This is a genomic window from Rhodococcus sp. NPDC127593 (genome assembly GCF_042671975.1).
In the GTDB taxonomy this organism is placed as follows: domain Bacteria; phylum Actinomycetota; class Actinomycetes; order Mycobacteriales; family Mycobacteriaceae; genus Rhodococcus_F.
In genome coordinates this window covers 1-12,482 of the sequence record NZ_JBHXWI010000091.1, presented here as the reverse complement: position 1 = coordinate 12,482, position 12,482 = coordinate 1, and the positions used below count along the sequence as shown (strand labels likewise).

Sequence of the window (12,482 nt, the reverse complement as noted above, 5' to 3'; positions counted from 1 at the left end):
CGTGCAGTCCATGATCGCAGCCGGAAACTGACTCACGGCTGAAAACAGATCGGACGTGTCCTGCGATTTCGGTGCCGCCGCTCCGGCATCGGTCCTGCTGTTGTGGGTGCAGACCTGGGTCCGTGGTGTCGACGCAGCGTGAGCGGGAAGACAAGTATGAGGCGGGACCGGAGTTCATCCTGGCCGATCTCACTGATGTGATGACCGGGCCGCTCCGGGGCCACCACCGAGCGGCCCGGACTGCAAGCGCTCCTCGGGTACGTCCGCGGCGGCGATGTCATCGTGGTGCACACCCTCGACCGGCTGGGCCGCACCGTCCGCGAGACCCTCAACCTGATCCACGACCTGCACCAGCGCGGCATCGGGATCCGGAACCTGGCCGACCCGTTCCGGATCGACTCGACCAACCCCGACGACCCGGTGGGGCTGCGGGCGGTGGTGGCGCTGTTCGGGCAGATGGAACGCACCTACGCGGTCAAGAGAGCAGCCCATGCCCTTCTCAGTGGCCACCGAGAAGGGCGGCCGTGTCGGCCGGCCGAGAGTGGTCACCGACGCCCAGCTCGCCTACGCCACCGAGGGCTACGACTACGCCAAACACCGCCGGTGGCTGTGCGAACAAGGTATCGTCCCGCGGATCGCCCGACGCGGGATCGACAGGAACGACCGGCTCGGCCGATACAGGTGGAAGATCGAACGCACCATCGCCTGGCTCACCGGTTACCGACGCCCGACCATCCGCTATGAACGCCACGGCGAGCACTTCGCCGGATTCCTCCACCTCGCCGTCGCGCTCACCTGCTTCAAGAAACTCCCCACATGAGACATGCTCCTTAGATGGGCCGGTAGCCGGCGCCGTACCCGCCTGTTGCGTTCATGTCGGCGACAATCGAATTGATGTTGGTGCCGATCTCCGGGCCGATGCACGGCGCGACGAGGTAGGCGTTGACCATCGCTACCAGCGTGGTGCCGACGACCACCGGTGCACCCGAATCGCCTTCGACGACGCACGCCTGCGTCCAGGTCTCCCCGGTACCGAGGAGGTCCCCGTACACGATGCCGCACGTGTTGCCGGTGGTGCGGCCTTCCTTGCACGCCACCTGCGGGAACCCGGCGGGTGCGCCGATTCCCGTGATGGTGACGCTGCCGACCCGGTTGACGGGAACCACCTCGCCGGGATCGAACTGGATCACCGCGTAGTCGAGAGCCGGATTCGACGCCACGAACTGGCCGACCACCCCGCTGTCCTGACTGGCCTCCGGAACCACGGACGCACCGACGTCACCGCAGTGCCCCGCCGTCAACCCGACCAGCCGCCCCGCATTGTCGTGCCCGATCGTCGTGAGCGAGCACACCAGTTCGTCGTTGACGACGATCCCCGTCCCGCCGCCCATCACCACCGGCGGCGCAGCCGTCGCGACACCCACGACGACGGTTCCCAGAAGTCCGACTGTCGCTGCCACAACCGCCGCGAATCGTGTCAACATTGTTCGAGCCTTCCCGGAATGACCCCGACGGTCGCATCTGTCTCTACCAGGATCCGCACGCACACCGTGGCGTCCGTGTTGGAGATCTCGATTCCCGCGCACCGCGGGTGCACCACATCCATCACCGACCACCGTTTCCCGGGCTGGGCCCGATACGCATTCGCTTGTGTGGGTGCGTGTTCCGGGGAGGGCGGGTGGATACAGGATTCTGACACTCGTGCTCGGAAGGCAACAATCCACGGTGCCCGCGGACAAAGCTGCGCCGTCCACCACCAAACCAACCCACGTGCTCGCCGGCACCATAGACGGATCGGGGTCGACCGGAACACCCTGTAAGTGTCCTCCGGGCAGCATCGATCCCACCAGGCCGGCGAGGACGGCGGGCGATGGACGACGCACCCAGGGGTGACCCGGGCACCACATTTTCCCGTCACCACGGGGGCGCAGCGCCCCTGGGGAACTAACCCAATCCTTGCGAGCCGAGTGTTCGAGGTGCCGACCCCGGGCTCCCCGTCGGTGACGAGGTGGTCGGGACATGGCCACCGGAGACCAGGCGGGGGCCGCCCCGTCGACGCCGACGCGCGACCCGCACCGATTCGACGCTCTACCCGACTGACGGGCTCGGAGTCGAGTATCTTGCGCGCGCCGACCCTGGTGCGTTCCGGGTAACCCGGTACCGGATTCATTCAGCACCGTGCAGGGCCAGCCGTCCGCGCGGCGCGGAGTTCGTCGAGCCGGGCGGCCGGCCCCGTGTGCCCGGGGTACTGGGCGCCGCGGCTCGAGCGCTGATGCACGCTGCCTACCGGTTAGTCCGTTCCCGTTCCAGCTGGTCGACGACCCGGTGCCGGTGCTCCTCGATGTGGATGCGCCGGCGAGGCAAGGCCTCGTACGGCGTGATGGGTGCGACGGTCCGGATCGGCCGCCGTGCGAGCCGGGTCGCGCCTGTGGGATCGGCGCGGCATGCGGGCTGGCCGTGCACCGCTTCCCGGAGGGGACGACCCTGGCATTGAACGGCTCGGTCGCCGTGTGGCGGCTCCGCTGACGCCCGCGGCCAGAGGTGCCTAGCGTTGGCCGCGCTGCTGGGGACGCCGCTGCGGCGACAGGGGTGACCCTGTGCATCGGGCTTGCCTGCCTGAGCCCGGTCGCGGGAGTGTTGGTGGCGGCCGCCATGGCGATGACCCTCGCCGCGGTCCTGACCTCGCTCGTCGTCCTCGTCGGCGCCCTACCCGCTGAGAAGGTGGTCGGCGGGAACCGGCGGGCGGGCCTGCCGGCGCCGAGAACGATCCTCGTTCGCCCGTGAAACCACCCGACGGCGCCAACGCCGCCGATGTACGAACCATATTCGAGGCGGCTCTGGCCTCCGACGAGACGGTCCAGGCGGGTGATGACCAGGGTGTCGCCGCCGCCCAGCGCTGTCGGCACCAGGTCCAGCCGCCGACGTGATGGTTCACTGTTCGATCGATACGCCATCCCGAAGCCGACGAGACGAGGGTCCCGGCGGCGTGATTTGCCGGGACCGTGTCCGGTGAAGAGGTTAGGTCGTGCTGGTCTGGTCGGGTGAGTCGCTGGGCTCGATGACCTTGGTTTCCTCACGTGCCCCGGGGGTGATTTCGATCCGGCGCGGCTTGGCCCTTTCTGCCACGGGGAGGGTGACCGTCAGCACCCCGTTCTCGTAGGTGGCGGCGATGTGGTCGGCGTCGATGTCCTGGCCGAGGGACAGCTGACGCAGGTAGCTGCCGGTGAAGCGCTCGGAGGTCAGCCACTGCACGTCGTGTTCGGTGCGTTCGCTGCGTTGGGCTTTCACGGAGAGGATGCCGCCGTCGACGCTGACGTCCACCGAGCCGGGGTCCACGCCCGGGAGGTCGGCGTGGAGGACGTAGTGATCGCCGGAGCGGTAGAGGTCCATCGGCATGAACCGTGGGGCTCGGGCGGATCCGGCCGACGTGCCGAGCAGCTGCTCGGTGAGTCTGTCGATGTCACGGAATGGGTCGGGATGAAGCACAGCAACCACCTCCTACATGTTGGTGGCCGCACCTCGCCACCGCGACGGGTGTCGGCTGGCTGCGCTCCTTCTAGTTTTGCACTGCACCTGCGCGGGCGCCAGGTGCGCTCGACGCCCGGTCCCGGCGGATTGCAAGGATTTCCGACAGAGGCCGCAAGTGTCTCGCGGACGGGTGCTGCCCGCTGCGTTCAGGCCACCGATCACCACGGCCCAGACCCCGCCGGGTGCGGGCCGGGGGGGCTGGGGTTTCGTCGTCCACCACCACTTTCCCCTGGTGCCAGCGAGAACAACCCGGCCGCGCCGGTCGGGTGATCGTGGCTCTGCGGCGGAGCAGACTTTCGCCGCGCTGCTCCGTGTGCGGGGTTGACACTATTGACATGCAGCGGGTTTCTCTCGAAGCCTTGGCTCGTCAGCAGCTCAAAGAGGCGGCCACCGCGGGTGGTGGCCACACCGCCGACACCGTTCTTCGGCGGGCATGAGAAAGTCTTGCGGCAGAAGGTGATCGGCATGATTGAGGGCGCGGTTCTCGGGGAGCATTCGAACCCGGGTGAGGCGACGGTGCAGGTCTTGTCCGGTCGGGTCCGGCTCGTGGCCGGCGATCTGTCGTGGGAGGGGCGTGCGGGTGACCTGCTCATCGTGCCCGACGCACGGCACAGCCAACGAAGCGTTGGTGGACTCGGCGGTCCTGTTGACGGTCGCGAAGCTGTCGTGACCCCCGCACCGGCAGCCCGGGTTTGCCGGCCGGCCCCGGCGCATCGCTTCCGATACCGCCCGACGATGCGGGCCGCGACATCACCCCCTGGGTCGAGAGCAGGCGCGGTGCCGGGCAGGTGCTCGCCTCCGCCGCGGTTCCCGGCGCCGCACACCCACGTCTGTGCTGGGATGTGCTCAGCTGGCGCAGTCCAGGCAGATCATCTGCCCACCGGCCGTGTCGGCGAGGCGGCTGCGGTGATGGACGAGGAAACAACTGGTGCAGGTGAATTCGTCCGCCTTCCTGGGTATCACCCGGACCGTGAATTCCTCGCCGGACAGGTCGGCCCCGGGCAGCTCGAAGGACTCCGCGGTGTCCGTCTCCTCGACGTCGGCGACGGCGGACTGTGATTCGTTCCTTCCGGCCTGCAGCTGGTCGAGCGAGTCCTCGGATGGCTCGTTGTCGGTGTTGGTAACTCTGGGTGCGTCGTAGTCGGTGGCCATGACCCTCCCTCTCGGGTGTCTTCCCGGAGCCGCCCCGTGATCGCGGAGGTCGATTGCATGTCTACGCATCCCACCGTGTTTTGTGCCCGTAACCGGTCACATGAGGTCACATCGTCACATTCGGCCATGGGCCGGGTCCGAATGCTGCTCGAGATCGATGACGGAGCTGGACCCTGGGGTTCCACATACACACGTCGGGCGGGCGCCCCTGACCCAAAGGGGACCCGTCCGCGAGCACGAACCACCCGGTTACCAGGCGTGCATGGTTGCGCGGTGAAATGTGGCCTCGGCGTCAGGAGACATTTCCCGCCTGACGCAAGCCCACCGCGCTGAGCCCACTTTGGGGGCTTTGCTTTGCGTGGGTGCCTACAGCTCGTGCTGGGCGCCACAACCGAGAGGTGGAATCTTCTCTTCCGGTCCGACCTTGGTCTGCCGTGGATCCGTACCTCCGGTCTACGCCGCATCTCCAGTTAAAGCAACAGTAAAATGAGGTCGGTCATCGCACGAACTCGCGATTGAGCACCCGACCGCCCTGATCAAGCACCACTCCCAGGTAGATGCGGCCGTCTACATACTTCGACTCGGCCGCCGCCCTCGACAACATGACGACGCTGCGCGACCGCCGCGAGGCCGGACTCGGTCGCCGACCCGTAGGTAGGAATACCGTCCTAGCTAACTCACATCTCATCTGCACGTAACCTACGGTTGCGTAACCTGCGCTAGCGTCGCCTCATGGCGATTTCGGATGTCACGGACTACGCCCACCTAACCGGGGCGGATGTCGAGGCGCTGTGCGTCGAGTTCGACGCGATCCGGCGTGATATCGAAGCGTCGCGCGGCGAGCGTGATTCCCAGTACATCCGCAACGCGATCCGGCTGCAGCGGTCCCTCGAAACCGGTGGCCGCGCGGTGTTGTTCGCGAGTTGGTTTCCGCCGGCCTGGCTTGCCGGCGCGGCGCTGCTCGGCACCGCCAAGATCGTCGAGAACATGGAGCTCGGCCACAACGTGTTGCACGGTCAGTGGGATTGGATGAACGATCCGGAGATCCACTCGTCGTCGTGGGAGTGGGACATCGCCGGCGTGTCGGCGCATTGGAAGCAGACACACAACCACATCCATCACAAGTACACCAATGTGCTCGGGATGGACGACGACGTGGGTTACGGCCTGCTGCGGGTCACCCGCGATCAGCGCTGGCACCCGTGGAGCGTCGGCAATCCGGTCTACAACCTGCTGTTGCAGTTGTTCTTCGAGTACGGGGTGGCGTTCCAGCACTTGGAGCTGGGTAAGGTGGCCGAGGGCGGTGTCGATCGTGTCGAGTTCACGCGCAGATGCCGCGAGGTGGCCGCGAAGGTCGGCAGGCAGATCGCCAAGGACTATGTTCTCTACCCGGCCCTGACCGGCCCGGCGTTTCTGCCGACGTTCACCGCGAACCTGACGGCGAACATGATCCGCAACGTGTGGACGAACGCCGTGATCTTCTGCGGGCATTTCCCCGATGGCGCGGAGAAGTTCACCGAGGCCGACGTGGAGGACGAAACGCGGGGGCAGTGGTATCTGCGGCAGATGCTCGGCAGCGCGAATTTCGAGGCGGGGCCGGTCATGGAGTTCATGAGCGGGAACCTCTGTTACCAGATCGAGCATCACCTGTTCCCCGATTTGCCGAGCAGCCGGCTGCGCGAGATTTCCGTGCGCGTGCGGGCGCTGTGCGAGAGGTACGACCTGCCCTACACGACCGGTTCGCTGCCCTCGCAGTACCTGAAGTCGTGGCGCACCATCGCGAAGCTGGCGTTGCCGAACAAGTTCCTCGCGGCGACCGCCGACGACGCACCCGAGACGGCGTCGGAACGCAGGTTCACCGATCCGCGGCCGCGGATCGACCCGGTCACGGGCACGCGCCGCGGGCTGATGACAGCGATTCGCGCTGGTGCGGGAGTCTGACATCGCCAGGGCGTCACTCGAACACCGGCGACCTCGCCGATCCATTTTGAGTATCTCGGCGCGGCAATGCCCATCACCTGTTCGCACCCGAACAACCCGCCCTCGACTGGGCTAACCACGAAGTACGAGCCGAATTCGTCGACGTCCTACGATTCTGGTTCGACCGCGGCGTCGACGGAATCCGTATCGACGCGGTGTCAGCCATGGCCAAGGTTCCCGGACTGCCCGACGCGGGTCACGCGACGGGAGCCCGTTTCGAATCCAACAGTGGGACGCCAATCCCCAGTGTGACGTCGACGACCTGGCTGCGGGCAGGCCGGTCGTCGACCATGCCTTGACCGAGGGCCTCGGTGCCGGCTGGCGCACCGCGATCGACGCCGGGGTGGCCGCCCGGCCGCGCCGCCGACTTCCGTTCGCCCCCATCCTGTTGAGGCCGTTCTTCGTCCGTCGCCATGATGTCGAGCGGGTGGCGAACATCAGCTACGGCGACGCGGGTAAGCGAAACCTGCTCGACGTGTACCGCCCTCGCTCGCATCCGTGGAGCGGTCCCACGCTGGTCTACTTCCACGGCGGCGGGTACTTCAGCGGCAGAAAGGATGCCGCGGTGGCAGCAGGGGCGGCGCACCGAGATCCTCGCAGCAGTGCGCGTCACGCCACGTCGACGGTGGCGGTGTCCGCGGTCAGCACGTCGGTGAGGAAGGACGTCGGGACGGGGGCCCAGTCGGGCGGGCACCGGCCGGCGAGCTGGTCGTCGCGCAGGTCCACGACGAGTTCGCGGACGGAGGGCGGGCTGTCGAGCAGGTAGCGGGTCATGCCGAGCTCTGCGCACTGCGCCGCGATCGAGGCGAGCAGCCCCTTCGCCTCGTCGGTGCGCCCTGCCGCCGTCAGACAGACGACGAACAGGCGCTTGGCCTGCAGCAGGGCCCTGCGCCGTCCCGAGTCCTCGAGCATGTTCACCCATTCTTGTGCCCAGGTGCAGGCGAGCCGGGTGGGTTCGGGGGCGTCTTCCGCGATCAGCAGCCTGATGGCGGTGTCTTCCTCGAGCTGCGCGGTGATCGCGTCGACGCCTTCGACCGGGCGGCGGCGCGTCGCGTACTCGGCGCGGGACGGCGGTTCGAGGCCGACAGTCGGGGGCAGGCCCATCCTGATCCGTTCGTTTTCGATCCGGGCTCGCAGGCGTGGCAGGCCTAACGTCGCGGCGGTCCGGGCGCCCTCGTCGAGCCGCTGTGTCGCCGTTGATCGGTCGCCGCGCAGCGCCTTGATCCGGGCTCCGGCGGCGTATCGGGCGAGCTTGAAATCGACCAGGCCACCGCCGGCGCCGAGCTTGCAGCCCTCGTCGAGCAGCCGTTCCGCCTCGTCGAGCTTGCCCTGCTCGTAGAGCAGTTCGCCGAGCAGCGACCCCGCGAGCCGCGCGGCGAATGAATGGCTCCCGCCCGATCGCCGGGCAAGCCGCAGGGCTGTCCGGAATCTGTCCTGGGCCTCGCGGACATCGAGGCGTTCGTTGTCGACGATGCCGACGAAACAGTGTCCGTGCATTACGCCGTACGGACCGATGTTCTCTGCGTGGTAGGGGGCGGCCCACTGCTGCCGCCGGAGTGCCTCGGCGAAGTCGAACCGGTAGATCGCGGCGAAGGTGGCCGCGTCCGCGGCTATGGATACGACAAACGGCCGCAACGTGTCCGGCCGCGACAGGGCCGCCGCGAGCAACTCGTCGACGCCATCGACCCGGTCGGCGCGAGCCGCCACCACGGCCCGCACCACGTCGGCCTCGGCTCGCAGCTCGGCGATCTCGGCGGCGGTGCGCGAGCCGTCGTCGAGTGTGGATTCGACCAGGTCGAGTGCCCGCTGTGTGGGCTCGGTGCGATGGAGCAGGATGTTCGCCCACGCCACCGCGAGCTGCAATCGGGGGCGGGACACCACGATTCGTGGCGGGAGTTTCGCGACGAGCCCGAGGAGGATGGACATCTGGGTGCGCTCGAGCAGATAGGTTCCATCGCGTTCGACCAACTCCACGGCCCGGTCCTGGTCACCGGCGGCCAGGGCATGGTCGACGGCCTCGCTGACCAGCTTGTGCTCGGCGAACCACCGGGACGCGGTGCGGTGCAGGTCGGCGATCCGCTCGGGGTGCTCGCGTTCGAGGCGTTGCTGCAGGCACTGCGCGAACAGCGGGTGGTAGCGGAACCACTCCCGGTTGTCGTCGATCGCGCGCAGGAACAGATCCCGCTCCTCGGCCCGCTCGAGCATGATCTGTCCGTGGTCGACGTGGGCCAGCGCGGCGGCCAGGTCACCGTGGAGTCGTTCGGCCACCGAGGTCGCGAGCAGGAAGTCGAGCATGTCCGGCTCCAGGGTGTCGAGCACGTTCTCGGTGAGGTAGTCGCCGATAGCGCGGTGCCGTCCGGACAGTGACTCGATGAGCTGTTCGGGGTCGTCGCTGCCGCGGAGCGACAATGACGCCAGCTGCAGGCCCGCCGCCCACCCCTCGGTTGTCGCGGTCAGCTCGTCGACGTCGTCCTGCTCGAGTGTCAAGCCGCCCAGGTTGACGAGCCAGGCGTGGACTTCGGCGGCGTCGAACCGGGGTCGGTGGAGTCGATCTCGACCAGGTCGTCGCGCACCCGCATCCGGCTCAGGGGGAGGCCGGAGCGACTCTGGGTGGTCACGACGACTTGCAGGTGGTGGCAGGCGTTGTCGAGGAGGAACTCCATCGCCGCGATGGTCGCGGCAGCGTCGACGCGGTGCCAATCATCGATGACGATCACGACGGGTTCGCCGGCGTCGTGGATCTCGTTGATCAGCGCGGTCAGCACGTACCGGTCGGCCCCGTCGCCGTGATGTTCGAGCGCCTGATCGAGATCCTCGGCCAGGGTGGGGCGCACCCGCCGGATTGCCTCGAGCAGGTGCCCGAGGAACCACACCACATTGTTGTCGTCGCGATCGACGCTCAGCCAGGCGACGGCCAGCCCCTCCCCGGCCAGCGCCTCGCGCCACTGGGTGGCGAGCGTGGTCTTGCCGAAGCCGGTCGGCGCGTGGATGACGGTCAGTAGTCGCCGCTGCCCGGCCCGCAGCAGATCGAGCAACCGGCCGCGGTGCACCAGCGTCCGGGTCGGTGTCGGCGGACGGAATCGGGTTTCCGGGGCCGGTGGGGTGAGGGTGCGGGCCCCGGACCGCCGCTGGGCGCTGTACCGGCCCGAGGTGGATCGGCCCGAGGGCTCGTCGTCGGGGGCGAGCATCGGATCGGCGGGCAGCGGTAGGTCGTCGACGATCAGGCCGTGCCGCTGCTGGAGCATTCGCAGGTTCTCCCCGAACTCGGCCGGGGAGGTGGGCCGATCGGCCGGATTCCGGGCCATGGCCGCTTCGATGACGGCGCACACGTCGCCGGGGATTCCCGCGCCCCGCAGGCCCGGAACCGGCTGCGTGGTGATCCGCAGAAACTGGGCCACCACCTGCTCACCGCTGCGGCGTTCGAATGCCGCATGCCCGGTGATGGCACAGAACAGCGTCGCACCCAATCCGTAGACGTCCGATGCGGCGGTCGCCGACCGCCCCTCGAGCACCTCCGGGGCGGTGAACGCCGGCGACCCGGTCACCGTGCCCGAGGTGGTCTCGAAACCACCGGCGACGCGGGCGATGCCGAAGTCGGTCAGCTGCGGCTCGCCATAGTCAGTGATCAGGATGTTCGCCGGCTTGACATCGCGGTGCAGAGTGCCGATCCGGTGTGCGGCCTCGAGTGCCCCGGCCACCTTGACGCCGATCCCGAGCGCCTCGCTCCACTCGAGCGGGCCGGACCGGCGGATCCGTGCCTCCAGCGAATCGCGGGAGTGGTACGGCATCACGATGTACGGCCGCCCAGACGGCGTGGTGCCGACCTGCAGGATGTTGACGATGTTCGGGTGGCCGGACAGCGCGCCCATAGCGCGCTGCTCCCGCAGGAACCGTTCGAGGTTGTCCGGATCCAGATCGGCGGTGAGCACCTTGACCGCGACCGTCCGGTCGAGGGCCCGCTGCAGGCAGCGGTAGACGATGCCGAAGCCACCGCGCCCGATTTCGTGGGCGCCCTCGAACCCGGCACCGGCCAACTCCACCGCGATCCCAGGAGTCGGATCACGTTGCGTCACCAGCGGATCGAATTCGGCCATCACCCATCGACCCCGAAGCCTGGTCCCCGCACCTGCACACCCATGGAATCACCTCACGACCAGGTGATCTCAAGTTTAGTCGGCTGCAGGTGTCAACCCTCGCGGGTTGGTTCGGTTCGCGCGGAGTGCCCGTTATCCCAGGGGCGGCACAACTGAGGGCGCGCGTGTCCGCGGGGCACGCGAGATGCCTGTGCGATCGACGCAGGGGTCATCACCGCGTTTCCGGTGCGGTCGTATTGGTAAAAGCGTCACGTGCTCAGTACATTCGGCGCGGTTCGACCGGACCGCGGCATAGGACCCTCATGAGCGAGAACGAAACGTCGACGGGTGCATGCGACTGGGCCAAGACGGCGGTTTATGCCAGCCGCACTACTTACCGATATGCACCGCACAATCCGCCGGTCGCTCGTTGACTCACGTCCACGATTAGTCTGTCCGGTGATGGGTACGTCCGAGAAGGCCGCCCGTGCGTCGGCGGCCGTGACTGCTGGAAGGCTACATGAACGTTATCAGCGGCGCCGCGCGCGCCGCCAGAAATGCAGTCGGGGTTCTTCGGGACGCAGGAGAGGGCGCCTGGTCCTGGACGAACAGCAAGCTGCGGCAACAGACGAAAACATCGGAGGGAGCCAAGGCCGGACTCGAGGGGAAACCTCGAATCACCACCAAACCCGAGTCGGAGCCGGTGCCGTCCGAGGTGCCGCCGGTGAAGAAGGCTGCTGCCGCGAAGACACCCGTGAAGAAGGCTGCTGCCGCCAAGGCAACCGCCCAACCGGTGCCGTCCGAGGTGCCGCCGGTGAAGAAGGCTGCTGCTGTGAAGAAGGCTGCTGCCGCGAAGACACCCGTGAAGAAGGCTGCTGCCGCCAAGGCAACCGCCCAACCGGTGCCGTCCGAGGTGCCGCCGGTGAAGAAGGCTGCTGCTGTGAAGAAGGCTGCTGCCGCCAAGACACCCGTGAAGAAGGCTGCAGCCGCCAAGACACCCGCGAAGGAGGCTGCTGCCGCCAAGACACCCGCGAGGAAGGGTGCCGCCAAGACACCCGCCAAACCGACCCGGTCCGCCAAGAGAGGCGCCAAGGAAACTGGGGCTCCCCCCGAATTGTGAACATCGTTCCAGCGAGACCTTCGGTCCCGCCATCTCGGTGTTCATTATTCGGGGAACCTGTCACCCCAATCGAATCCATCACCGCCGTGACGCGGGTCGGCCACAGGCCGCGTCCTCGACCGGATCCCTGTGCATCCCCAGCCGGGCGGAGACCGAACCGGGGGGCCGGACCGGGCCGGTTCAGCGGTCCGTTGCGGGTCGGCACGTCGAGATCGCCGGTGATGCGTTCGAGGATTGCCCGGGCCGCGTGCCACGTCGAGCGAGCCCACTACAGGCGGTCATGAGTGCGGGAGCCGCCCTCGCGCAGGTGCGGCGCGAGGGCGGCTCGGTACCACCGACCGTAGGGTCCCGGGATCGGGGTGTGTCAGCGGGTCGTCACCTTCTCGGCGGGGGCAGCGTTGGCCTCGTCGATCTGGGCGGCGTCGTCGTCGGCCGGTTCGGTGCGCTCGTCGACGCCCGGGCGGGTGCGCAGCCGTTGGACGGTCCCCTCGCCCCGCTCGGCGAGGTCGGCGTACAGGTCGACGGCACCCTTGCCCGGACTTCCGCAGTTCGTAGGCATTTTCGTGCCATTCCGGGAATGAATGTGCAGGTCAGAGCGGTGCAGGGCGGCTGGAACGCTGAAATCTGTA

9 protein-coding genes and 4 pseudogenes are annotated in these 12,482 nt (G+C 67.9%); 7 read left to right on the top strand and 6 right to left on the bottom strand.

Features of this window, described 5'->3' with window-relative positions:
- Positions 1-210 precede the first annotated feature (210 nt).
- A pseudogene (locus ACFVJ3_RS44955) lies at positions 211-703 on the top strand (recombinase family protein); the annotation flags it as partial.
- A gap of 127 nt (positions 704-830) precedes the next feature.
- On the opposite strand, the gene ACFVJ3_RS44950 reads toward ACFVJ3_RS44955, so the two are convergent.
- A complete protein-coding gene (locus tag ACFVJ3_RS44950) occupies positions 831-1,484 on the bottom strand; it encodes a serine protease (protein WP_378458224.1) in 654 nt (217 codons plus the stop codon).
- A 1,105-nt stretch (positions 1,485-2,589) separates the two neighbouring features.
- On the opposite strand from ACFVJ3_RS44950, the gene ACFVJ3_RS44945 reads away from it, so the two are divergent.
- Together ACFVJ3_RS44945 and ACFVJ3_RS44940 are read left to right on the top strand one after the other, a co-directional pair.
- On the top strand, positions 2,590-2,784 hold the full coding sequence (locus tag ACFVJ3_RS44945) for a hypothetical protein (RefSeq protein ID WP_378458223.1): 195 nt from the start codon (positions 2,590-2,592) through the stop codon (positions 2,782-2,784).
- Positions 2,781-2,927, top strand: coding sequence for a hypothetical protein (locus tag ACFVJ3_RS44940; RefSeq protein WP_378458222.1), 147 nt, complete (start codon positions 2,781-2,783; stop codon positions 2,925-2,927). The genes ACFVJ3_RS44945 and ACFVJ3_RS44940 overlap by 4 nt, the downstream gene beginning before the upstream one ends.
- Before the next feature lie 91 nt (positions 2,928-3,018).
- On the opposite strand, the gene ACFVJ3_RS44935 is transcribed toward ACFVJ3_RS44940, so the two are convergent.
- On the bottom strand, positions 3,019-3,486 hold the full coding sequence (locus ACFVJ3_RS44935) for an Hsp20/alpha crystallin family protein (RefSeq protein ID WP_378458244.1): 468 nt from the start codon (positions 3,484-3,486) through the stop codon (positions 3,019-3,021).
- Between the two features lie 377 nt (positions 3,487-3,863).
- Here ACFVJ3_RS44935 and ACFVJ3_RS44930 point away from each other — a divergent pair.
- A pseudogene (locus tag ACFVJ3_RS44930) lies at positions 3,864-4,198 on the top strand (cupin domain-containing protein).
- A 176-nt stretch (positions 4,199-4,374) separates the two neighbouring features.
- Here ACFVJ3_RS44930 and ACFVJ3_RS44925 read toward each other — a convergent pair.
- Complete coding sequence (locus tag ACFVJ3_RS44925; protein ID WP_378458221.1) at positions 4,375-4,680, bottom strand: DUF4193 domain-containing protein; 306 nt, start codon at positions 4,678-4,680, stop codon at positions 4,375-4,377.
- A 732-nt stretch (positions 4,681-5,412) separates the two neighbouring features.
- Here ACFVJ3_RS44925 and ACFVJ3_RS44920 point away from each other — a divergent pair.
- Positions 5,413-6,621, top strand: a complete 1,209-nt coding sequence (locus ACFVJ3_RS44920) for a fatty acid desaturase family protein (RefSeq protein ID WP_378458220.1) — start codon at positions 5,413-5,415, stop codon at positions 6,619-6,621.
- Between the two features lie 74 nt (positions 6,622-6,695).
- Positions 6,696-6,857: pseudogene (locus ACFVJ3_RS44915) on the top strand (alpha-amylase family glycosyl hydrolase); the annotation flags it as partial.
- Here ACFVJ3_RS44915 and ACFVJ3_RS44910 read toward each other — a convergent pair.
- Positions 6,857-7,075, bottom strand: a complete 219-nt coding sequence (locus tag ACFVJ3_RS44910; RefSeq protein ID WP_378458219.1) for a hypothetical protein — start codon at positions 7,073-7,075, stop codon at positions 6,857-6,859. The pseudogene ACFVJ3_RS44915 and the gene ACFVJ3_RS44910 overlap by 1 nt on opposite strands.
- Positions 7,076-7,269: 194 nt before the next feature.
- Positions 7,270-10,754 (bottom strand): annotated as a pseudogene (locus ACFVJ3_RS44905) (protein kinase).
- A 499-nt stretch (positions 10,755-11,253) separates the two neighbouring features.
- Between ACFVJ3_RS44905 and ACFVJ3_RS44900 the strand changes: the two are divergent.
- On the top strand, positions 11,254-11,853 hold the full coding sequence (locus ACFVJ3_RS44900) for a hypothetical protein (RefSeq protein ID WP_378458218.1): 600 nt from the start codon (positions 11,254-11,256) through the stop codon (positions 11,851-11,853).
- Positions 11,854-12,217: 364 nt separating this feature from the next.
- Here ACFVJ3_RS44900 and ACFVJ3_RS44895 read toward each other — a convergent pair whose 3' ends face one another.
- Positions 12,218-12,412: a hypothetical protein gene (locus ACFVJ3_RS44895; RefSeq protein WP_378458217.1), complete on the bottom strand. Its 195-nt coding sequence runs from the start codon at positions 12,410-12,412 to the stop codon at positions 12,218-12,220.
- Positions 12,413-12,482 lie beyond the last annotated feature (70 nt).

Coding starts and splice junctions, on each gene's coding strand:
- ACFVJ3_RS44950 (WP_378458224.1), bottom strand. CDS start 1,484: ATGTTGACACGATTCGCGGCGGTTGTGGCAGCGACAGTCGGACTTCTG.
- ACFVJ3_RS44925 (WP_378458221.1), bottom strand. CDS start 4,680: ATGGCCACCGACTACGACGCACCCAGAGTTACCAACACCGACAACGAG.
- ACFVJ3_RS44920 (WP_378458220.1), top strand. CDS start 5,413: ATGGCGATTTCGGATGTCACGGACTACGCCCACCTAACCGGGGCGGAT.
- ACFVJ3_RS44910 (WP_378458219.1), bottom strand. CDS start 7,075: ATGGCGACGGACGAAGAACGGCCTCAACAGGATGGGGGCGAACGGAAG.
- ACFVJ3_RS44900 (WP_378458218.1), top strand. CDS start 11,254: ATGAACGTTATCAGCGGCGCCGCGCGCGCCGCCAGAAATGCAGTCGGG.
- ACFVJ3_RS44895 (WP_378458217.1), bottom strand. CDS start 12,412: ATGCCTACGAACTGCGGAAGTCCGGGCAAGGGTGCCGTCGACCTGTAC.